The organism is Methanosarcina flavescens, assembly GCF_001304615.2.
GTDB lineage: Archaea > Halobacteriota > Methanosarcinia > Methanosarcinales > Methanosarcinaceae > Methanosarcina > Methanosarcina flavescens.
The window spans coordinates 1912171-1935051 of sequence record NZ_CP032683.1 but is presented as its reverse complement, the minus strand read 5'-3'; the positions used below and the strand labels follow the sequence as shown (position 1 = coordinate 1935051).

Below are 22881 nucleotides of genomic sequence, written 5' to 3'. Positions count from 1 at the left end.
AAGACTCTGTGTTAAAAGGAAAAAATTACTGGAAGATTATCAGAGAGAACTGGAAACTCCCATAGAAGGTCTCTTTTAATATATTTTAGAATATTTTTCAAATTTACTTTAGGAGTCCGTTTTTATGCCAGTTTTAAATTTATCCTTTAAATGGGAATAAAATTCCTGTTCTTTTCCGGTGGTTTTTCTGAGCAACCGTTCCACAATCAACTCGGGAGTGCTTCGGGCAATGCGATTGTATACAGGGTTACGGTTAACGATAAGTTCCAGATTGGAATCCAGACCATCGGCTTCGATTCCATCTATTCTTACCTCTGCCCCGGTGTTTTCAAGGATAAGCTCTGACAGGTGGGAAACAAAAATTCCCAAACTCTGTTCATTTCTGGTAAGATATTCCAGGATTCCTGCTATAATCCGTGCAGAAGCTCCAGGCTCAGTAATTGATTCCAGTTCATCCGCAAGCACCAGTTTTCCTGAAGCTTCGGAAAGTACCGAGAACTGTTTAAGGGTAGTCTCAAAAGCTCCTGCATCCAGGGTTCCTTTTGATTTTCCGAAGTAGTAAAATTCCTCAACAGGTCCAAGTTCAAGTTCTTTTGCAGGAACCGGAAAACCCATATACCCAAGGATTACGCACTGGGCAAGGAGCTCAAGCAAGGAAGTCTTGCCCCCGGAATTCACTCCGCTCAGAAGCACAACCCTGTTTTCAAGGCCAGCGGGAGAGAAACCGGTTTTTCCGATGGAATAACTCACAGGATCGATTTCTCCATGGCGGGCTTTTAAAAAGAGGTTTTCCCCAGCTTCAAAACCTATTCCTGTTTCACGAATCAGTCTCGGCAGCTTCAATTGAAATTTTGCCGAAAAACAGGCTATTGAGAACCCCAGATCGAAATCTAGAATTTCTCTGACAAGTTTTTCTACAGGCTGGTGAAAGGCTGAGAGCGTTTTTGCAAGCTCTCTTTTTCGGGCAAGCCTTGTTTTTTCAAGGCTATTGTTCAACTTTTGCCTGAGAAGCTGGAGTTGTGACTGGTCCACACTCAGAGGATAGGAAATCTCATCAGGAAAAAGACTCTCAAGCATTAGCTTTTCCTGCTTCTGAAGCCCAAGCTTGTCAGCGATCTCTTCTTTTACAGCTTCAATCTCAGTTTTATAAATCCTGTTAAGTTCTTTTGCAAGCAGGTCTTTAATCTCTATTCCCCCGCTTACAAGCTTGATGAGTTCCTGCCCGCTCAGGGTAAGCGAACTTGCCTCAAGAGTTCGGTTCATGCGCTGGTTAGCTTCATTCAGAGCCGAGGTCAATACAGAGTCAAGGTTTTGCAGAGCTGCCCCAAGCCTATCAAGTTCAGGATCAAAACCTTCAACAGGCTTTCCATCTTCTCCGAGCTTTGAAAGAGCTGCATTGAGTATGTCAAGCTTCTCTTCCGAGAACCCCTCAAAGAATCCGAACTCCCGGGATCGCAGAGCCGAGACTATATTCAAACAGGCGCGGACGCAATCAAGATTCCTCGCAAAAAATGCCAGTTCTTTTTCAGGCAAAACTTGCCAGAATTCAGCTCTAGAGAGGTCCTGGAAATACTCAGGCTCAATACCTTCAGGCAGGTCAAAGCCAAGATAGGTATCATCAAAAACAATAACACTTGAATAACCCCTTGCGAGATCCACAAATTCCGAGAGGTCTTCTACGCCCTGCACAGGCAAAAAAGCCTGGAACTTTTCTTTGGCTGCTTCCAGGATTTTTGGATCTCCGCAAAGGATTATCCGGTCTCTGATCTTCAGGTTTGCCGGCACGGGTTTAAGTTTCCTGACCCTGGAAAGCAAGTTCAGAAATTCGGAGTTTTCAGAAAAAGCCTCTCCCAGTTCAAGATACTCTCCTATGAAAGTCTGTCTTTCCTGTATCAGATCCATGCGAGAAGCAGGTAAAGGGTAAAAAAGGTTCAACCTGTCCCTGGCATGTGTGGTATGGGCAAAACTCTTTATCAGCTCAAGCAGGCGTGAATAAAGTTCCAGAGCTTCTTTTGTTTTGAGAAAATCAGAAATCGAACAGCCCTCTGTCTTGGATCTGGCTTCTCTGGCAAGGGAAAGGGCAAAATTATGGCTAATCCCATTGATTTCGGAAAGTGAAGCTACATCTCCCTCGCAAATAGCCTGAAGAGCTGCCTCTTCTGTTCCAAAATGCTTAATCAGCCTGTCAGCTACCCGTTCACCAATTCCATGAATTTCCCGCAAGCTTGAGAGCGGCTGAGAAGTTTTCGTACTCAAAACACTTTTCATATACAAGACACTTTATTTCACTAATTTCGGCTGGATATTAAGCCCATGTCCTTTACTTCAAAATAAGAGCAAGTTCTTTTTCAAGATAGGGGCGCATTGACGCCGTATATCCATGTGTTTCCTCAGTAACGTTATACATCGCTTTTGGCTCTCTTGCAAGGGCAAAGGTTCGGAGTGCCTGATCGTGAGAGATTACGGTATCATTAAAAGAATGAATCTGCACGAATTTTGCAGGCGGCAGGGTTTCAAAATAGGTGTTCGGATCGATTGAGCGAGAAAAACGGTAAGCTTCGGAATCGTTTGCAAGTGCAGAATCGGAATTTTCAGTGCCGTAGCCGGCGGTGCTGATCACGATAACTCCTTTAAGGGAAGGGTTAAGGGCACAGGCAAGAACTGCAAGTCTTCCGCCGTTACTTTCCCCGAGAATTGCAAGCCTTTCAGGATCAACTTCAGGCTGGAATGCAAGCACGTCTGAGGCTTTAAGGGCATCGTAAACCATGGTGTATTCGAGAGGCTCAAGACCGGCTTTGAAAAATTCAAAATCTCTGTCTATGTTTATGCTGCCGAGGTTACGCTGGTCGGGAGTGAGAGTCGCATACCCCATTTTAGAGAGTTCCACAGCCAGACCCTGCTCGACTTCTTTGCTAATCCCTGCTCCAGGCAGCAGGACAAGGCCCGGAGAAGAGGAGGAATTTGCAGGAATTCTTAAGAGAGCCTGGGTTTTTTGCCCACGGCTTTCAAAAGACAGCAGTTTTAAAGTATCCGAATTTTCAGGGGCGTACGTATCTTCGATTTCCTGAACTGAAAAAACTGGCTCCTCTCGATCCGGAAAAGTTAAGGTGCCTGCTTCCGAGACCTCCCAGGAAGCTTCAGCGCCTGCTGAGCCTGACGGGTTATACAGAATTCCAAAAACACCCACAAGTATAAGAAGAAAACCCAGAAGAAGAACTGTGGGTTTAGAGGCTTTGATCCCTGAAGAAGCCTTGTATTTGCTTGCCTTTTTCCCTGAATTCTGCCTGCTCAAGGGAACCCTGCCGAAGAAATTACAGTTACGGCCAGAAGCCGTTTGCAGCACTCAAGAATAATACTGCTATACCGGTAATGGCGCCGACAATCAGCACTGTTTTGGGCTGTATTTGAATTGCATTTTTATCTGCTTCATAATAGCGCATGAGCCCTGCAGAGGACTGAAGCCCGGTACCTGATTTTTTAGCCATATGTTAACACCTGTGAAAGCATTTATTAGAATATAAGTTTCTTTAATTAGAATATGAATTGCATTGCTATATATCTGCCTGTAAAAGATTGCCCTAGTGCATGATAAAACAATTATCTGGAAATTCGCAATCGAAATTTGGAAAATTTAACATAACTGTTAAATCTCCTGTTAACTTTAGTAATCATCACATAATTTACATTTCTGATATATAAATCCAGCAGAGAAACATCTTGACAGCCAGGACTCGGAAGGGTTGAAAAGCATACATCGTGCTATTTAGGCAGGCAATCTCAAACAAGTACTTCGTCCAGCAGGAAGGGCGGATAAAATATTCCTTTCTCAGTAATTACTGCAGTTATGTTTTCCATAGGAGTTGCGTCAAAAGCAGGATTGTAAACTTCCACATCTTTCGGGGCAAGCTGCTCAGAGCCGAAAAAGCGAAGTTCATCCGGGCTTCGCATTTCAATTTTTACACTGCCCTCCCAGCCATTGAAGTCGAAGGTTGAGATAGGGGCTGCTACATAAAAGGGAATTTCATGCTCTTTTGCAAGAATAGAAAGGGAATATGTGCCTATTTTATTGAAAACGACGTCCTGGGTAATTCTGTCAGCTCCTACAAGCACGCTGTCTACGAGTCCCTGCTGCATTACCCATCCAGCCATGGAATCCGAAATAAGGGTTACCGGAATCTTATCCTGCATCAGCTCCCATGTGGTAATCCTGCTTCCCTGGTTCAGAGGTCTGGTCTCACAGGCAATAACCTTGATTTCTTTGCCTTCAGCAATTGCCGAGCGCACAACTCCAAGAGCCGTGCCCCAATCCACACAAGCGAGCCTGCCTGCATTGCAGTGTGTGAGTACGGTATCCCCATCTTTCAGAAGTTTTGCCCCGAACTTGCCTATCAACTTATTGGTGGCTACATCTTCTTCCGCAATGTCTTTAGCTTCCTGAAGGGCAATATCCCGGACTCCCTGTACATCAAAGGCATCCAATATAGCTCTCAGGACTCTGTCCACGCCCCAGCTAAGGTTTACTGCAGTCGGGCGAGTTGACTTAAGGGTTTTTCCTGCAACCTCGAGATCTCTTGTGATTGTTTCGATATCTCTGGCTTCGCTCAGGAAGGCTGCAAGGGCGATTCCGAAACCTCCTGCTGCACCGAGGGCAGGCGCGCCTCTTATCCTGAGAGATTTTATAGCCTCGCAGAGAGAACTCAGGGTTTTGCATTCTATTATCCTGTACTCTTTTGGGAGCAGGGTCTGGTCTACCAGCACCACGGAACTCGATTCATCCTTCCAATCAATTGTCCTCATTAGATCACTTTCCAGTGTAAGCGTCAGGTTCTGCCGGTGAAATTTCCGGTTTTCCTTTCAAGCTTCCCATAAGATAAAAACCTATTCAACTAGCAGAGTTCGTTAATCTCTTTTTTTTGCATTATTAGTGCAACTTGAGAAATTTAAAAATAAATTATGTTAATTAAAACGAGAATATATTAACTAAAATACAGCTATATCAATTAAAGCAGAATTATGTTAAAGAAATTGTCCTTAAACTCCAGAATAACTGAAAAAATTGTGGCAGGTTAAGTTCCCTGCATCCAATCATCAGAATAGAAATTTGTCTAAAAAATGAACAAGGTATATGTAGTATATAAATAAATGTAATATTTTTCCCTAGAAAGGAAAACTTACATATAATAGATTTATAGAGTAACAGAACAAATAAGACAAGGTTTAAAATCCATAGTTAAGATACAGGAAGTCGTAATTTCAGGAATATAACTCCTGAACTCAGTGAACTTAAATCCTTAAATCCTTGAATCTGTAGATTTCAGAAATCGTAAAAGATCTGTCATTCCATTAATGCGGTTTATGAGAATCTGGGCATTCATCGGAGAGTAAGCGCTTATGACAAAAATAAAAATAGCAATTGCAGGAATCGGAAACTGTGCAAGCTCTTTGATACAGGGCATTGAGTATTATAAGGCCGAGGATAAAGAGCCCATAGGATTGATGCACAGGGAGATTGGAGGATATAAGCCGGGCGATATAGAAGTTGCTGCCGCCTTTGACATCGATGCTAGGAAGGTAGGAAAAGATGTTTCCGAGGCTATTTTTGCTCCCCCGAACTGCACAGCGGTTTTTTGTCCCGATATTCCATCCACAGGTGTGAAGGTCAAGATGGGTAGAGTCCTTGATGGGGTCTCTGAACATATGAAAAATTATGATGAAAATTATACCTTTGTTGCCAGCAAAGAACAGGAAGCTACAAAAGCGGATATCATAAACGAGCTTAAAAATTCAGGTGCCGAAATGCTTCTCAATTACCTGCCTGTAGGTTCTGAAGAAGCAGCTCGTTTTTACGCTGAGTGTGCTCTTGAAGCAGGGGTAGCTTTCATAAACAACATGCCCGTTTTTATTGCAAGCGATCCTGAATGGGCTAAAAAATTTGAGGAGAAAAATATTCCGATTATTGGCGATGATATCAAAGCCCAGCTTGGAGCTACTATTACACACAGAGTTCTTGCGGATCTTTTCGAAAAGCGAGGCGTAAAGCTCGAAAGAACATACCAGCTCAATACCGGAGGAAACACCGATTTTCTTAACATGCTTAACAGGGATAGGCTTGCCTCCAAGAGAGAATCGAAGACCGAAGCCGTCCAGTCCGTACTTTCCAGGAAGCTTGAGAACGATAATATTCACATAGGGCCCAGTGACTACGTAGCCTGGCAGAAAGACAATAAGGTATGCTTCCTGAGAATGGAAGGAAAACTCTTCGGGGATGTGCCCATGAACCTTGAGCTCAGGCTTTCGGTTGAGGACTCCCCTAACTCTGGAGGTGTGGTAATCGATGCTATTCGCTGCTGCAAGCTGGCTCTTGACCGCGGGATAGGAGGAGTGCTATATTCTCCGGCTTCCTACTTCATGAAACATCCTGCTATTCAGTACCCTGACGATGAGGCTTACAGGCGGACTGAAGAATTTATAGCCGGAACCCGGGAACGTTAAAATTCAGAGAAAAGATTCTTGCAAAAGCAAACCTCGAGAAGTCCTGGATATCCGGGCATCTTATATGTTTCCTATTCAGACTTAAGTTTGTTTTCAGCCAGAATTTAACTTTTTCTCTGTCTACAATAACTATTAAAAGGCTTTTTGAAGAACTTTTCTGATCTCCTGTTCTTCTCAGCAATTGCTCTGCTTAGCAATTGTTTAGTAATTGGCCTACTTAGCGAATTCCTTCAGCTGTAATTGTAAATTCAGCACTCGAGCCTTCAGGACGGGAACGATGTTTGTACAGGATGGCGCGCCTGGTTCCTTCACCTGTTTTTTCCAGTCTAATAATCGTCTTTGAGATATGCTCCAAGGAACTGCCACCAAGAGGGCGCACCCCTCCTGAGGTAATATCTGAATATACCTGGTTGGTTATGACTGCGGCAAAACCATGTTTGCGGGCTAGGGCATGTAAAAATCCTATCTGGCTGGCAAGTTCTCTGCGGCTTCTCATGCTTGTTTCATCGTCTTCAAGCTCGAACCTGTAAAATGAGGTTGCAGAATCCAGGATCACGAGACCGATATTCTCGCCAGCTATTCTTTCCACCTCTCTTACGGCTGCATACTGCTCTTCAAAATTCATGGGTTCATAGATAATGATGCTCCTTGCTATTTCTTTTGCGTTTTCCCCTGCAATCTGCCTGAAACGTGAAGGAGAAAGTCCTTCAGTATCTATGAAAATGACTCTTTGCCCTTGGTTTACGCATTCCACCGAAAGCTGGATACAGATATTTGTTTTCCCGGTTCCTGCAGGTCCGAAGATTTGAGTTACAATGCCTTTCTCAAAACCTCCTCCCAGGAGTTCATCAAGGGGCTTGCAGCCGGAAGATAATAATTTCTCTATGAAGTGACACCTCTTTTTCTGCTTGATGAGATATAACTGAACCATGATATAACGCTTTTTTGTAATTTCCAATCTTTCAGGAAGATTAAAGATTTTCTAAAAGGAATAAAAAAGATAAAGTGAATATAAAGTAAATGCCCAGGTATAGATTCCCAATACTGAGCAGAAGAAAAAAAGATTTCACAATAGTACGCTGAAAACAGATAAAATTTTTTAGTTGTATTTTAAAGAGTTCCAAGGAATAATGCCTTATACATCTTAACCATACCTGTACCCGCCAAATAGGTTGCAGATATCTGTTAAAGCCCTCCGTGATTGAAATTGTTTCCTTATATAATGCAGCCTTTCAAAAACAGGAATCCTTAAATCTGTTATCAGATCTGATAACAAATAGAGAATCTTTGAATACAAAACAAAGGTGTTATTGTATCCAGACCTGAGTGAAAAACCATTATTAAGTGATATGGCATTTAGAATATTTACCTGAAAATAAAGGTCATTTCCACTTATTAGAGTGGGAAAAAGGATATCAGAGGGGTGCTTCCTGGAAACTGCACCTTTTTCCGATATTGCTTACTTATAATTAAAAATACACATTTATAAGGTTTACAAGGGTTAGTTGAGGAATGACCCGCATGGGTTTTGTTTTATTGCTATAATGCACTCTGCATCTGCACGCTCACCCCGCAAACAATGTAAATAAAAACAATATGTAGAGCGGGAACAAAACCCGTACAAAAACGGTAACTAAAAATCAGATTAAGAATTAGAGTAAAAATCAGAGGGACGTAAAGCATGGCAAAAATAATAATATACACAACGGACCGCTGTCCGAAATGTAATAAATTAAAAAATTTCCTGGAAACACATTCAATTGCTTTCGAGGTAGCAGATATGTCTACTCCAGAAGCTCTAACAGAACTGCGCTTCAACGGGGTCTTCACAGTGACAGCGCCTGTTTTACAGATCAATGATACTTTTCTTACACACGAGGAACTCTTCCGTGGGGAAGAAGTAAACCCTGAGAAAATCCAGGGAATCATGTGATGAAAGCGATCTTGAAAATCAGAATAATTTGAATAATCCTGCAAATTCCATTCTAAAACAGATAGTGAAGATGAGAAAATGACAGGCGAGACTCTCTTACACGATGACCAGTTATCTGACAACCAATCAACGCAAACGCCGCTTGAAGAGTTATCCGTCTCTCCACTCCACGATGATGACGAGTTATCTGACAACCAGCCAGTGCAAAAGACCCTTGACGGGTTGTCCATCTCCCCCCTCCCCAAGGTAAGGACAACAGATGGCTTCATTCTTAACTGGGACAGGAATATCATTGTAAACCGGCTCCTGAAAGAAACAAAATTAAGCGAGATCTTCTACAGTAAACCCTCAATAACAAAAGAAGAAGCCGTTGATATTGCAAAGGAAGCGGAAAAGATCATCAAAAAGATGAACATAAAGTTTCTCTCAGGCCCTCTTATACGGGAAATCGTCAACAATATCCTGCTTGACAGGGGACATGTCGAGTGGAGAAATATCATGACTAGGGTTGGAGCTTCGGTCTACGATGCCTACGAAATCGATACTGGATACGGCTTTGAAGCAAATGATAATGCAAACCAGCTGAACAATGCCGAAACCTCACATAAAAGAAAAGCTGATAAGATGTCCAAGGAGCAGAATCTCCTCCTGATGCCAAAAGAGCTTGCAGACTTACACCTGAATGGGGATTTCCATATCCATGATCTTGAATATATGGGCACAAGGCCTTTTTGCCAGGACTGGGATCTTCGTTACTTTTTTTACTATGGGCTTATGCCTGATGGAGTAGGAACGCAGTCCAGTGTAGCAAAGCCTGCAAAAAATGCTGAAGTAGCTTTTCTTCATGCAGTTAAAGCTATGGGCTCGGCTCAGACAAATTTCGCAGGCGGGCAGGGATTCTACAATTTCCTGACATTTATGGCTCCCTATCTGGAAGGTAAGTCTGAAACCGAGATAAAACAGCTTATGCAGATGTTCGTCTATGAAATGATGCAGATGATGTGCGCAAGAGGCGGACAGACGGTTTTTTCATCCGTACAGCTCTCCCCCGGGGTTCCGAAGCTCTGGAGAAATATTCCGATTGTCGCTATGGGTAAGATCTGGGATGGTAAACAGGCTCCTCTGAGAACCTACGGGGAGTTTGAAAAAGAGGTTCGTCTTGGATTTAAGGCTCTGATGGATGTCATGCTTGAAGGAGATGCCTGGGGCAAGCCTTTCAGTTTCCCCAAACCCGAAATTTCCATTGAGCCTGACTTTATGGAAGAAGACAAGGAATTCAACAGGACTCACCCCGATCTTCCGACTTATAAAGAGTTGTACAGGATGACCTTCGAGCTGGCTGCCAAATTCGGGACTCCTTATTTTGATAACCAGCTTCCGGAGTACAGGGGTGCAGGAAAGGGAATCTCATGCTATCAATGTTGCGCCTATCAATTTTCTGCAAATCCTACAGATGACGTCGAATTCAATGACAAACTTCATTTTAAGGACGGAAAGCACTTCTCAATGGGGTCATGGATGGTTCTGTCTTTGAACTGCCCAAGAGCTGCATACAGAGCTGAACATGATGATGAGAAACTCTTTAATGAGCTCAAATCCCTGATGAACAAGGGAGTGGAAGTCTTCAAAATCAAACGGAAATGGATGAACAACCTGATCAAGAAAAACAGAATTCCATTTGCAGCCCAGCGTCCTAAAGACCCAAATACCGGGGAAAAAGGAGCAATGGCTGTGGATTTTGAAAGCCTGGTATATACCATAGGAGTAGTAGGGATTAATGAGATGGTCCAGTACCATACAGGCTATCAGATCCATCAGTCTCCAGATGCTTATAAGCTTGCAATCAGGGCTATGTTTGAGATGAAGATGCATGCTCAGAAGCTCTCAAGGGAAACCGGAATGGAAATTGCTCTTGCAAGGACGCCTGCTGAAACGACAGCCCAGCGTTTTGCAGTCTCGGACCTCTTGCATAAGGAGTATGCTGGCAAAGCAGAGAGTACAATCAAAGGAAATGTGCAGGCTGCAAAACGGGATTTGAATCAGACGCATGACCTGCCGATTTACTATACCAATGGGACTCATCTTCCGCCTGATGCAGATGTATCTCTGCCCGAAAGGATAAGGTACGAACATACTTTCTTCCCAATTGTGGACGGTGGAAATATCATGCATATCTGGCTAGGAGAAGGAAAGCCGGACCCTGACGGTCTGCAGGAACTTGCCATGTATATTGCAAAGAATACCCAGACCGGTTACTTTGCCTTTACTCGGGATATGACTGTGTGCATTGATGAGGGATATGTAGCCGACGGTCTGCTGGACAGATGTCCGAAGTGCAAGTCTGAAAACGTGCAGCATCTCTCAAGGATCACAGGATACCTTCAATCCGTAGAAGGATGGAACAAAGGCAAGCGCCAGGAGCTCCTGGACAGAAAAAGATACAGCACACAGGAACTCAGGTAAGAGTTCCTTAACCCCTTTTATGCGTACAACTGTAAGAAACGGTGGACTATGAGATTAAACTATGCTGGTATAGTCCCGCTATCGACCGTGGATTGGAGAGGAAAAGCCGCAACTACTATTTTTTTTCGAGGATGCCCTCTTCGCTGTACCTACTGCCAGAACCATCCCTATCTCCACGGGTTGAACCCTGTAGATCTGGACTTTGTAAAAGATCAAATTAAAAAATCAAAGCCCTTTGTGAGTGCAGTTGTATTTTCAGGAGGAGAGCCTCTGATGCAGGACGCAATTGTGCCTCTTGCAGAGTTTGTAAGAGAAGTGGGGCTTGCAATAGGAATTCACACAAACGGCTGCTACCCTGGGATGGCAAATGAACTGGTTAAACGAAAGCTGGTTGATAAATTTTTTATCGATATAAAAGCTCCACCAGATAATCCTAAGCTTTACGGGAAAGTTACGGGCTATGGAGAATATGAAGCTGTAAAAAAAACACCTGAACAGATCACTGCGTCTTTAATAGATACTCTCGAAATTGTAGATTCCTGCGGCATGGAACTGGAACTCAGGACGACACTAATCAGGGACTTTATCGGAAGTAGGGAAGAAATTGCCAGCATAGCTGCCTGGATCTCGGAAAATATTAAGAACAAGGAAGTTACGTACGTGTTGCAGCAGGGCATCCCGGAGTACAGCTTGCGTGAAAGTCTGAGGGAGACACAGGTGCTTGAAAGAGAAGAACTGTACGAACTGGGGAGAGTAGCAAAAAACTACCTGAATGATGTGAGAATAAGAACAAAAGAAAACGGAGAAGAAATTATATTTGATTCAATGTAATCCAGTTTTTCTTGTTCTTCATTTCTTATCTTTAATTTTGACTCTGTTTTTATCTTTAATTATTGCTTTTTAGTCTTTATCTTCAGTTTTTTTCTTAGTTTTTTCTTAGCTTCTTTTTCTTAATTTTTTTGACTTTTTCATCAGTTATTTTTTCCAGTTCTGAAACATCTTTTTTAAGCTTTTTTCAGATTCCTTATAAAAACCATAATTTAGGTTCGAGTGAATTTGAAGTTTACAAAAGTTTTATGGATTTCAAAAGATAAAAGGCAAATTGAGCACTTAAGAATTTTATTCGAAATAATTATTCAAAAGATTGTAACCCTAAACCCATGAAATTGACCCAATTTGAGAAAGTTATCGTCTCGATGCTTGTAGGATATATGAGAACTCGGGCATAACGTCTCATGTAATAAAGAATCTCATTAGATATAGAAAAATCTCTCTGAATATGGAAAAATCTCTATGTTAATATTACTAACTTTTTGTGTAACTTTGCGCGTTACACAAATTAAATAAAGGAGAGAAACTCAGTGCATTTTGGCTCACAGAGGGCATGTGTTTATAAAAGTAAAAGCAAAGGTTACCTTTTTCAAAAAAGACCATGAAAGACACAAGAGTATCTTCAATTGGAGAACGCGCTCTAATCTCCATCTTATCCGAGATTTTTAAAGCCCCTGATGGCAAGGAAAAAGGGCAGGAAGGAATCCTTATTGGTGCAGGTTCGGATGACTGCGCCGTCCTTGACCTGAAAGGCGAAGACTGCCTGGTTGTTACTACCGATATGTTGCATAGAACCACGGATTTTCCGAAGGAGATGACACCCTGGCAAATGGGCTGGATGTCAGCAGCGGTAAACTTCAGTGATATTGCAGCCATGGGCGCAGAACCCACAGGGCTTATTATGGCAATCGGGATGCCGTTAGATACCGAAATTACTTTTGTTGAAGCACTTGCAAAAGGTATGCAGGCGTGTGCTGAATTCTGTGGAACTGCGATTATCGGAGGCGATCTTGACACCCATGCAGAACTGACGATTACAGGGACGGCGCTGGGCAAGGTAAAGAAAAGCCAGCTCCTTCTTCGGCGCGGAGCAAGACCAGGTGATCTTGTCTGCGTCACCGGATATACAGGCTCAGCGGGGGCAGCTCTGGAAGCCCTACAATTGAAAAAATCAGTAACTGAAACTGTCCTGAAGGCACTTTTTGAGCCAATTCCGCGCATTAAGGAAGCCAGACAAATGGCCGAGTCCGGGGCAGTCACATCCATGATTGATACAAGTGACGGTCTTGCAATGTCTCTTTACGACCTTGCCAGACAGAGCCATGTAGGCTTCAGGATCCGGGAAGATTCCCTTCCTATCCTCAGAGAAGTCAGGGAATTCGCCTCAAACCCCGACAAGCTGAGGGAACTTGCACTCTATACAGGCGGAGATTTTGAACTTCTTCTTACAATTGACCCGCAAAAGATGAAAAAAGTACAAAATATATGTAACTTAACTGTTATAGGAGAATGCACAATGTATGAAGCGGGCATTGTACTCGAATCCCCCGAATGCAAGCTTACAACTATAGCACAGCGAGGATACCAGCAGCTAAAAGCCGAGACAATTGATGGATCCTCCTGATTAAAAATTAAGTTACCCCCACAAAATAGAAGCCCGGGGTGAGAAAGAAGAAAATTAAAAATTCTTGATTGATTAATCCCCTTAGATCACAAAAATTGAGTAAACTCGGGTTAAACTGACTAAATTCATAATATAATTTATGCACAAGGTTCAGAAGGATCGACTATGAAAAAAGCTAGTTTACAGATATTTACAGCAATTCTGGTGCTGGGGCTATTTTGCGGAGCTGTAACAGCAGCCCCGGGTCTGGTAGCAGACCCTACACCCTCGACGAATTCGACTGTTACAGGGACAGCAGGTACACCTCAAACATTTGCTATTCCTTTAAATGAAAGTGCCACTGTCACATGGAATATAGGAGAAGAGACAACAACAACACAAACCGATAGCAATAATGTTGCAACCCTCAATCATACTCTTCAGTTGGGATCGTACCAGGTGACAGCCAGTATAGATGGATTAGATCCAATAATCTGGAATGTAGAAGGTACTGAAGGTGCACTGGCGATTACAAACCAAAATCCTCAGAGTAATCCAAGTACAGGAATAGGAGAACCCCAGGAATTTAGCATTGAGACAAACAAGGTAGCAGACGTCACCTGGTATATAGATGGAGAACAAGTTAAATTCGCCACTGGAGTAATGTCAGATACGTTTCAAAATGTTACATCTTCAGCAGCCGTATATAATGTTACTGTTGTAGCTCAGAGCGGTGCAGAAATTGCGAGCTATAGATGGGACTGGACAGTATCAGCAGGAGGAATGCCTGTTAATTTTGCCCCCTCTGAGGAAACGGTTAAAGTAGAGCAGGGAAAGTCGCAGACCTTCAGTGTAAGTTCTACAAACAACCAGAATATTAACGTTGAGTGGTTTGTCAATGATATAAATCAAAAAACTGATACAGACGTGACTTCTTCTTCATACGAATTTAGAGGGGACAATTCGGCTAATTATACACTCAAAGCAGTAGCCAGTGATCCCAACGGCGTATACGGCCAATCGACACAAACCTGGAATATAACGGTTGAAGCCCCATCAAGTGGGAACAGAATATGGGAAGAGGGGATGCCCACTACCTATACATGGAACGCACAGAGTTACTCAGGCTTCTACTATGACCTTGATTCCGGTGTATCCTCAGAAGAAATGAAGATTGAGAATATAGAAAGAAGTATAGATTCAGGAAACATCAAGTATATAACAAGACCTACTGAAACTGATTTTGAATATAATAAATGGGGTTCCTACCAGGTTATAGGGTTCATGGCAGAGAAATACTTTGCAGGCTACAGTGAAAATTCCTCAGTTATAGGTGACGATGTTAGCCTGATCTCTGACGGCATTCTCTCCAAGATCCTCATAGATAGCGATGATAAAAAGTCGGCGTATGCAGGAGATTCTCTTATCCTCGAAGACGGTTATTCCCTGAATGTCGTGGAAGTTGACGTTAATGGGAAAACTGTCTGGATACAGCTTGAGAAAGATGGAAATGTTGTGGATGACGCTTTTATTTCCTCTGGACAGGACTATGTCTATGAGACTGACCTTGGCGAGGCTGAAGATGTACCTATAATCCTTGCCCATTTCGGCACAGTTTTTTCAGGCACTGAAACCTCGGCTGCATTTATTGAAGGAGTTTTCCAGATCTCGGACAATTATGTGGAACTCCAGAATGGAGACACCTTCGGAGAAATGGAAGTAAAGTCCATCAGCAGTAATGAAATAAGAATGGAAAATGAAGATAATATCGGACTTGATAAAGGCGAAACTATCGACCTCATGGGTAAGGTAAAGCTCAAGGTTGCCGATGACAGTAAACTGCGTTTTGCTCCCATTCTCGATACCTCAGAATCCGGAACTTACGAGCTCCGCGGAACTGTTTATGATGAAGATAAAGATGGAAACTCTACTCCTGCCTGGAATCCTTTCAACTTTGAAGGTTTCTATTATAATATAGATGAGGGAATCGGAACCGAAGAGCTTAAAGTCGAAGAACTGAAAGGCAGAACTATCCCATCCGATAAACTGGTCTATGAATCCAAGCCTCAGAAAGTTCAGTTCGAATACAGTAACTGGGGCAATTTCATGGTCGTAGGGTTTATGGCAGACAAGTATTTTGCAGGATATGAAGATGGAGCCGTTAACGGAGCAGTAGATGACGTAAGCCTTCTCTCGGATAATATTCTTGCTAAAATCCTTACAGATAGCGATGACAGGAAGTCCATGTACTCAGGTTCTGCTCTTGTGCTTGAGAACGGCTATTCCCTGAATATCATGGAAGTCGATATTAATGGGGATACTGTCTGGGTGCAGCTCGAGAAGGATGGAGAAGTGGTAGATGATGCTTTCGTTGCCTCCAATCAGGATTATATCTACGAGACCGACATTGGAGAAGCTGAGGATATACCCCTGATCATAGTCCACTTCGGCACAGTCTTCGCAGGAAGTGAGACCTCGGCTGTTTTCACACAGGGCATTTTCCAGATTTCGGATGAGTACATTGAGATCGAAAACGGGGAAAGCTTTGGCGAGATGGAAGTTAGCAGTGTTTCCGAAAGCGGCATTAAAATGAAGAATGATGACGATATCGGGCTTGATCGAGGAGAAACAATCGAGATCATGGGCAATATCAGCTTCAAAGTAGCTGATGACAGTGTTCTCAGGTTCTATCCCGCTGTAGAAATCCAGAACGAAGGTGGAGCCAGCAGAGAGCTCAAGATCAGTGTGCCTGATGAGATCGTTGTAGGTGATACGTTTGATATTGGAGTGACTGCAGGTGAGAGCCCGGTCGAAGGTGCCAGCGTAAATGTTAATACGACTAATGTAGGTAAGACCGACGCTAATGGGACTGTTGAATACACTGCAGAGAATATCGGACCCCTTAAATTGACCGCACAAAAAGATGGATACACAACTGCAAACAAGAACGTCAATGTAATTCCTCCGAAAGAGAAGATGTCAGTTAGTGTATCACCTGAAACGGTTTATGTAGGCGATACCCTGGATATTGAGATTGTCAGAGCAATCGGTGGCGACCCAATTGAGGGTGCAAATGTTTCGATTAACGGGAACCTTGTTAACAAAACAGGACCTGATGGAAAAGTTTCCTATACGACAGATAAAAGCGGCACTCTTAAACTGAGCGTAACAAAGGAAGGATTCCTGGATCAGGAAGAAAATATAAGAGTAAGAGACCCTGAAGCCATTTTCGAATTCTCAAACCTGTTAGTTGAGCCCTTAGAAGTAAGTGCAGGAAAGGCTGCAACAATCTCAATTACCGTCAGAAACATTGGCAACGCTGCAGGAAATCAGAGTGTGGAATTGTTTATTAACGGAAACGCAACCAAATCAAAAGAGATTCCCCTGGATGTAGGGAATAATACCACTGTAACCTTTGAGCACGTAGAAGAGGTGCCTGGAACCTACAGGGTAGAAGTTGGAGGAGAAACCGCAACCTACACTGTAAAAGAGAAGTCTTCCTTACTGCTCTATGCCCTAGTAGCCATTATCCTGCTAATAGTAGGTGGAGCTGCCTATTTCTTTACAAAAGGTGGCGGGGATATCTCAATGATTCAGGAAAAAATAAGGGAGCTTAAGAAGTAAATTAGTGGAGATAAAAGCGGTAGTAAAATAAAATTCAGAGATAAAGAAAGCCAAAGAAACAAAAGTTAATTAGATTCAGGATTCCCGCGTTTCGAATTAACGCGGGTCTTTTTATTTTTAATAGAATTTAGATTTGGCTCAGTTTCCCAGATTTTATCTCTCTTCAAATGTCATACTGCTTTTTTCCTAACGATCACTCCATCTTTTTGAGCGCAAGTTCAATCGCATCTATAAGACTGTTCCTCGGGATAATTGTCGTGACCGGAATATTTAGGATCTTTTCTACAGTCGGGCTCACTATGGGAGCGCAGACCAGGGCTTTTGCTCCGTCTCTCTCGGCGGTAACGGCTGCTATTATAGCTTCTTCCATTGAAGTTGCCGAGTATTCCCTGATTGTAACCAGCCTGCCAGCTATCTTTCTCTTTGTCTCCACGATATTGTCAAGCACAGAGCGAGCTGCAATGACAGCAATAAATTCTCCACTATCTGATACTTTAATATCACGGATAGTTTTCACGATCTGGCGGAGGGTTTTAATGTTGGGATCCCGATTCCCTGACAAGATCTTGTAAAGGGTGCTTGGGGGGATATTTGCTTTTTTGGCAAAATCCACAGCAGTGAGGTTAAGATCCTCTTTAATTACAGTGGAAAGCGTTTTTTGAAAAACCTCATCAGATTCGAATGCGGATTTGATAACCTTGTCTGCAACATTCATAAAATTCAACCTTTTAAACCCTGTAGAAAATTTTTGTTTTTGGGAAATAATCTACATTTCATAGAAGATTTAGTCCTTAATGAGAAATATATCCCGTTGTATTAATACATTTGGGGTATAATCATGACGGCATTGAGAAGCTATATATAGGAAATGTTAAAAAATATTAACAATCAATGCACACATTTACTTTTTATTTTTTACCAGGATTTTTTATTTGAAGAAAAAGAAATTCTTCGCAAAGAAGTTTATGGAAAGCTGATAAAGGGAAAGCTGGAGAAGTTATTAATTTTTCCTTAAGAAGACCCGAACTCAAAAAATATTATTTAGAGAAAGAGGTCTGTCATTTAGGGATTATTATCATTTATAGGGATTATCATTTATAGGGACTATTATCATTTATAGGGATTAACGAGGTGAGATTTTGAAAAAAATAGGTATACTCACACTTACTCTATTGTTGCTCGCATCAATCTTCGTATCCGGCTGCGCATCCGATGATCTTACTGAATTGAACATTGGCTATCAGCCGAGTACCCACCAGATCGCATACATGACTGCGGCTGAAAAAGGATGGTGGCAAGAAGACCTTGCACCATATGGAATTGAAAAAATTAAAGAATATCAATTCCCGACAGGAGCCCCTGAAATGCAGGCTATGATGTCCGGAGACCTGGATGTCGCTTATGTCGGGGCAGCCCCTGTAGTTGCAGCTCTCAGCCAGGAACCGGGCCTTGACGCAAAGATTGTTACGCCTGTACAGATAAACGGCTCAAGTCTTGTTCTTCGGCCCGAACATGAATATGAAAGCCCTGAAGACTTAAAAGGACTTACGATAGCTACTTTCCCGCCAGGAACGATTCAGGATACCCTGCTCAAGAACTGGCTCAGTGAAAACGGGCTTGATGTTGAGACAGATGTGAGAGTTCTCGGAATGACCCCAGGAGACGCCGTCACCGCTATTTCGGCCAAACGGGTTGATGCTGTCTTCTTGCCTCATCCATCCCCAACGGTTGTAGAAAGGGAAGGTAACGGGCGTACTATAGTGCAATCTGGAGAGATGGAAGCAAATCACTCCTGCTGTGTACTTGTCGTAAGTGGAGAACTTATCAGAGAGCACCCGGATATTGTGGAACAGATTGTAAGGACCCATATTAAAGCAACAGAGTACAACCAGGCAAATGTAGACGAAGCCGCCCAGATTTATTCAAATAAAACCACAGAGGATCTTGAGACTGTAAGGACATCCCTTGAAGAATGGGATGGAGAGTGGATTACAGATCCTGCATTGATTGAAAGTTCGGCTGTCAATTACTCAAACACTCAGTATGAACTTGGTATTATTCCAAAATCCCTGACACGGGAAGATATCTTTGATACAAGCTTCTATGAGAAAGTCATGAGTGAAGAACAGACTCAGGAATGATAAGAATAAGTTAAAATAAATTCGGTTGCCTTTGTTATATATGATGGCAACCTTAACTTTTCTTTTTTCTGAGAAATGAAGTCTGCCGGAAAGGTAAAAAAGTAAGAACTCTTTTAATTAGACATGAAGAACCGTTTCATAAAAACAATAAAAGAGAATAGCATTGAAGCATTGTCTCTCATAATCGCAGTTACAATATGGCAGCTTGTAGCGGATAGAATAGTACAGAATAAGTTTCTTCTGCCCAGTTTTTATGATGTAGTAAAATCTTTCACTACTATTGTCGAAAGCGGGCTAATTTACACAGATGCGTTAACAAGTCTGGTTCATTTCTCAATTGGTATTATAGCTGCGTTTACAATAGGAATTCCACTCGGGATAGCTATGGGATGGTTCAGAAAAGCAAATAGGGCAATCGATCCTATAATCGAAATCCTGCGCCCAATTCCTCCCCTTGCTTGGATTCCCTTTGCAATCGTATGGTTTGGGCTTACTCGCCAGGCTGCAGGTTTCGTTGTGTTTGTGGGAATGGTCTTTCCTATTATTATCAATACCTACACAGGTTTTAAAAACGTCCCGAAAGTTTATGTTGAGGCAGCAAAGGTTCTTGGGTGTACTCGGGATCTGGATCTTATACGTTATATTGCAATTCCTTCAGCTATGCCTTCAATTGCTGCAGGAATCAGGATTGCCATGGGAGTAGGCTGGATGTGCCTTGTAGCTGCGGAAATGTTCGGAGTTAGCGATAATGGACTTGGGTATCAGATCTGGCACAATTACTACCTGCACAGGATGGATTTCGTGCTCGTTTACATGCTTCTGCTTGGGTTCGTGGGTCTTTTAATTGACCGCTTCTTCAGATATTATGTAGATGCAAAATTACTTAGATGGACAGCAGGAACTGTGGTATAAGATGGGCAGAGTAAGTATAAAAAATGTCTCACGTATATTTACTAAAAAAGAAGAAAATGGTGTTACGGAAGCTCTACATGATGTGAGCTTTGATGTTGAAGACGGCGAGTTTGTCTGCCTTCTTGGACCGTCTGGCTGCGGAAAAACAACCCTGCTCCGTATTATTGCAGGGCTTGAAACCCAGACTTCAGGAGAAATTACACTCAATGGAGTCCCTATAACTGGTCCTGATCCCAAGAGGGGCATGGTTTTCCAGCAGTATTCCCTGTTTCCCTGGAGAACAGTTATTGATAACGTCACTTTCGGGCTAGATATGCAGGGAATTAGTAAAGCTGAAGCCCGGCAGCATGCGGAGAAGTATATAGATCTTGTAGGTCTGGGACAGTTTAAAAATAGCTATCCTTATGAGCTGTCCGGAGGCATGCAGCAGAGGGCTGCAATTGCAAGAGCTCTTGCTAATGAACCCGAAGTGCTTCTTATGGACGAGCCTTTTGGGGCACTGGATGCCCAGACTCGAAATAGTCTTCAGGACGAACTCCTGAAAATATGGGAACAGAAACACGTTACCTTCATTTTCGTGACCCATAGTGTGGATGAGGCGGTTGTTCTCTCAGACAGGATATTGGTCATGACCGCAAGACCTGGAAGAATAAGAGAGATTGTGCCCGTTGACCTGCCTCGCCCGCGGTGTAGGACAAGTCCTGAAGCTAACCGTTTAAGGGACCGTGTCCTGAAACTTCTCAAAGAAGAGAGGTTCAAAAGGTAAACTTTTACGGCTTGACGGAAAGGGATAAAACCGCTGTACAAAAATGAAAACGGAATAAAAAGATACAAAAAGAATGAAAAGAGGGAAAAAACATTAAGTACTGCTGGAGAATCCCGATTCTTCAGCCCGAATAATTACTTTGGTTAATGGCTCTACTTTCTTGACATTAACTTTTCCAATGAGTTCAAGCGTACCGTCTGCTTTAACTGAGTTGAGAGCGCATCCGGGTCTGGCGCGGATATCTCCTTGACAGGCCGCGGTATTTATTTTAGCTCCATCAAGAAGGACAAGCTCAGAAACTGTTTCGATATTGCCCAGAATTTTTGCCCCGGCGCAAACAAGAGCACTTCTGGCTTTTACATTACCCTTAACAATCGAATCTTTTCCGAGTTCAAGCCTGCCGGTCACTGTGAGGTTCTTCCAGAATTTTACTTCCTGCCCGACAATTACATTGCCGTCCAGAGTAAGGTCCTCTTCAAGAAAAGCTCGTTTTTCAATCACGTAAGTATTGGACCTGGGGTGGTACTTGATAAAACGAATCATTAGAAATCACTCCGGGCTGTTTTTCCCGGCTACAGAGTAAAGCAAATACTTGTTCTGTAAAGCATTTACAAAACTTTGTCAATTGAGTTCCCAAAATAGATTGAATATCTATTATATAATAGCATCGAATGTTCACTATCAGAAGCCATGGATAATAGAACATACATTGTACTGAAAAATGAGCAAAAAACGGTCCGGTCAAAAAGAATTGAAAACAATACAATAGATCAAATATACTGAGAATATCTAATTATATCAAAACAAGGAACAGATTAAAGAAAAGTAATTCCAAGCCTTAAAGTTCCAGAGATTAATTAATAAGATGAATGGTAAAGAGACTGGAATAATAAGATGAATGATAAAAAGACTGAAGAACTATTGATTCTTCAGTCTTGCTTTTTTCATTTGGAGCATCCTGTTTATTCAACGATGCTTGCAAAACCATATTTGGGGAGAACCCTTTCGATTTTAATCCGGACTTCATCGCCAACTTTGGTACCCGGGACAAAGATAACAAAACCTTCAATGCGGGCAATACCGTCTCCCTGACGAGCGATATCCTGAATTGTTACATCGTAGACTTCGCCTTCTTCAACAGGAACAGAGCTGCTTTCGTCTCTGAACATAAAAATCATTCCCAATAACTTAACTAAAGTTAATTTATTTCCCTGCACTTACTCGACAACGCTTGCAAATGCGAACTTGGGAAGTACTCTTTCGACTTTAATCCGGATTTCATCGCCAACTTTAGTGCCCGGGACAAAGACTACAAAACCTTCAATGCGAGCAATGCCATCTCCCTGACGAGCGATATCCTGAATTGTTACATCGTAAACTCCGCCCTCTTCGACAGGGATTGAGCGAATTTCTTCTCTAAACATGAAAACCATTCCTTTAATTTACCTTAAATTTAATGTGATTATTTTATTTCCCTGCATTTACTCGACAATGCTTGAAAATGCGAACTTGGGAAGTACTCTTTCGACTTTAATCCGAACCTCGTCACCAACTTTAGTGCCCGGGACAAAGACTACAAAACCTTCAATGCGAGCAATGCCATCTCCCTGACGAGCAATGTCCTGAATTGTTACATCGTAAACTTCGCCCTCTTCGACAGGGATTGAGCGAATTTCTTCTCTAAACATGAAAACCATTCCTTTAATTTACCTTAATTTAATATGATTATTTTATTTCCCTGCATTTACTCGACAACGCTTGCAAATGCGAACTTGGGAAGCACTCTTTCGACTTTAATCCGGACTTCATCGCCAACACTGGTGTTCGGGACAAAAACTACAAAACCTTCGATACGGGCAATGCCGTCTCCCAGGCGAGCAATATCCTGAATAGTTACATCGTAGGTTTCGCCCTCTTCAACGGGCACAGAAGTATGTTCATCTTTAAACATTACATTCATTCCTTTAACTTCTATTAATCAGCTTAAGAAAGCTCTATCGACAGAAAAGAGTAAAAAAGTACTTAACAAGCCAAACTTGAGAACCCAAATTCAGGAAGTACAAATTCTACTTAATCTATTTGATTAACTAATCCCCAACAGAGCTTCGGATAAGTC

The 22881-nt window shown here is 42.4% G+C and carries 20 protein-coding genes; 9 read left to right on the top strand and 11 right to left on the bottom strand.

Annotated elements, in window-relative coordinates; translation table 11 throughout:
* Positions 1 to 108 precede the first annotated feature (108 nt).
* The 4 genes from AOB57_RS08590 to AOB57_RS08575 form a co-directional block, all read right to left on the bottom strand.
* Positions 109 to 2268: a MutS-related protein gene (locus tag AOB57_RS08590; protein WP_054298957.1), complete on the bottom strand. Its 2160-nt coding sequence runs from the start codon at positions 2266 to 2268 to the stop codon at positions 109 to 111.
* Positions 2269 to 2320: 52 nt separating this feature from the next.
* Complete coding sequence (locus tag AOB57_RS08585) at positions 2321 to 3292, bottom strand: alpha/beta hydrolase family protein (RefSeq protein WP_226999449.1); 972 nt, start codon at positions 3290 to 3292, stop codon at positions 2321 to 2323.
* Positions 3293 to 3317: 25 nt separating this feature from the next.
* Positions 3318 to 3485: a preprotein translocase subunit Sec61beta gene (locus AOB57_RS08580; protein WP_054298958.1), complete on the bottom strand. Its 168-nt coding sequence runs from the start codon at positions 3483 to 3485 to the stop codon at positions 3318 to 3320.
* Between the two features lie 292 nt (positions 3486 to 3777).
* The gene (locus AOB57_RS08575; protein ID WP_054298959.1) at positions 3778 to 4797 is read right to left on the bottom strand and encodes an S-methyl-5-thioribose-1-phosphate isomerase; all 1020 of its coding nucleotides are present in this window, start codon (positions 4795 to 4797) and stop codon (positions 3778 to 3780) included.
* 594 nt (positions 4798 to 5391) lie between these two features.
* On the opposite strand from AOB57_RS08575, the gene AOB57_RS08570 reads away from it, so the two are divergent.
* Complete coding sequence (locus AOB57_RS08570) at positions 5392 to 6492, top strand: inositol-3-phosphate synthase (protein WP_054298960.1); 1101 nt, start codon at positions 5392 to 5394, stop codon at positions 6490 to 6492.
* Between the two features lie 217 nt (positions 6493 to 6709).
* Here AOB57_RS08570 and radB read toward each other — a convergent pair whose 3' ends face one another.
* Positions 6710 to 7423, bottom strand: coding sequence for a DNA repair and recombination protein RadB (gene radB, locus AOB57_RS08565; RefSeq protein ID WP_054299035.1), 714 nt, complete (start codon positions 7421 to 7423; stop codon positions 6710 to 6712).
* A gap of 750 nt (positions 7424 to 8173) precedes the next feature.
* Here radB and AOB57_RS08560 point away from each other — a divergent pair.
* From AOB57_RS08560 to AOB57_RS08540, 5 genes are all read left to right on the top strand, one after another.
* Positions 8174 to 8425 (top strand): glutaredoxin family protein, encoded by a 252-nt coding sequence (locus AOB57_RS08560; RefSeq protein ID WP_054298962.1) that lies wholly within the window; start codon positions 8174 to 8176, stop codon positions 8423 to 8425.
* A gap of 78 nt (positions 8426 to 8503) precedes the next feature.
* Positions 8504 to 10888, top strand: coding sequence for an anaerobic ribonucleoside-triphosphate reductase (gene nrdD, locus AOB57_RS08555; RefSeq protein WP_054298963.1), 2385 nt, complete (start codon positions 8504 to 8506; stop codon positions 10886 to 10888).
* A 48-nt stretch (positions 10889 to 10936) separates the two neighbouring features.
* Positions 10937 to 11719 (top strand): anaerobic ribonucleoside-triphosphate reductase activating protein, encoded by a 783-nt coding sequence (locus tag AOB57_RS08550; protein WP_054298964.1) that lies wholly within the window; start codon positions 10937 to 10939, stop codon positions 11717 to 11719.
* Positions 11720 to 12320: 601 nt separating this feature from the next.
* Positions 12321 to 13343: a thiamine-phosphate kinase gene (gene thiL / locus AOB57_RS08545; protein WP_054298965.1), complete on the top strand. Its 1023-nt coding sequence runs from the start codon at positions 12321 to 12323 to the stop codon at positions 13341 to 13343.
* 165 nt (positions 13344 to 13508) lie between these two features.
* Positions 13509 to 16946, top strand: coding sequence for an S-layer protein domain-containing protein (locus AOB57_RS08540; RefSeq protein WP_054298966.1), 3438 nt, complete (start codon positions 13509 to 13511; stop codon positions 16944 to 16946).
* A gap of 193 nt (positions 16947 to 17139) precedes the next feature.
* Here the strand turns inward: AOB57_RS08540 and AOB57_RS08535 are convergent, their stop codons facing one another.
* Positions 17140 to 17661, bottom strand: a complete 522-nt coding sequence (locus AOB57_RS08535; RefSeq protein ID WP_054299036.1) for a helix-turn-helix domain-containing protein — start codon at positions 17659 to 17661, stop codon at positions 17140 to 17142.
* A 424-nt stretch (positions 17662 to 18085) separates the two neighbouring features.
* Between AOB57_RS08535 and AOB57_RS08530 the strand changes: the two genes are divergently transcribed.
* From AOB57_RS08530 to AOB57_RS08520, 3 genes are all read left to right on the top strand, one after another.
* Positions 18086 to 19087 carry an ABC transporter substrate-binding protein gene (locus tag AOB57_RS08530; RefSeq protein WP_054298967.1) on the top strand — a complete coding sequence of 334 codons (1002 nt, stop codon included), beginning with the start codon at positions 18086 to 18088 and terminating at the stop codon, positions 19085 to 19087.
* Between the two features lie 123 nt (positions 19088 to 19210).
* On the top strand, positions 19211 to 19999 hold the full coding sequence (locus AOB57_RS08525; protein ID WP_054298968.1) for an ABC transporter permease: 789 nt from the start codon (positions 19211 to 19213) through the stop codon (positions 19997 to 19999).
* A 1-nt stretch (position 20000) separates the two neighbouring features.
* Positions 20001 to 20765: an ABC transporter ATP-binding protein gene (locus tag AOB57_RS08520; RefSeq protein WP_054298969.1), complete on the top strand. Its 765-nt coding sequence runs from the start codon at positions 20001 to 20003 to the stop codon at positions 20763 to 20765.
* Between the two features lie 93 nt (positions 20766 to 20858).
* On the opposite strand, the gene AOB57_RS08515 is transcribed toward AOB57_RS08520, so the two are convergent.
* The 5 genes from AOB57_RS08515 to AOB57_RS08495 form a co-directional block, all read right to left on the bottom strand.
* On the bottom strand, positions 20859 to 21308 hold the full coding sequence (locus AOB57_RS08515; RefSeq protein ID WP_054298970.1) for a bactofilin family protein: 450 nt from the start codon (positions 21306 to 21308) through the stop codon (positions 20859 to 20861).
* A 419-nt stretch (positions 21309 to 21727) separates the two neighbouring features.
* Positions 21728 to 21934 (bottom strand): TRAM domain-containing protein, encoded by a 207-nt coding sequence (locus tag AOB57_RS08510; protein WP_054299037.1) that lies wholly within the window; start codon positions 21932 to 21934, stop codon positions 21728 to 21730.
* A 48-nt stretch (positions 21935 to 21982) separates the two neighbouring features.
* The gene (locus AOB57_RS08505; protein WP_054298971.1) at positions 21983 to 22189 is read right to left on the bottom strand and encodes a TRAM domain-containing protein; all 207 of its coding nucleotides are present in this window, start codon (positions 22187 to 22189) and stop codon (positions 21983 to 21985) included.
* Between the two features lie 57 nt (positions 22190 to 22246).
* On the bottom strand, positions 22247 to 22453 hold the full coding sequence (locus tag AOB57_RS08500; RefSeq protein ID WP_054298972.1) for a TRAM domain-containing protein: 207 nt from the start codon (positions 22451 to 22453) through the stop codon (positions 22247 to 22249).
* 56 nt (positions 22454 to 22509) lie between these two features.
* A complete protein-coding gene (locus AOB57_RS08495) occupies positions 22510 to 22725 on the bottom strand; it encodes a TRAM domain-containing protein (RefSeq protein WP_394339690.1) in 216 nt (71 codons plus the stop codon).
* Between the last annotated feature and the right edge of the window lie 156 nt (positions 22726 to 22881).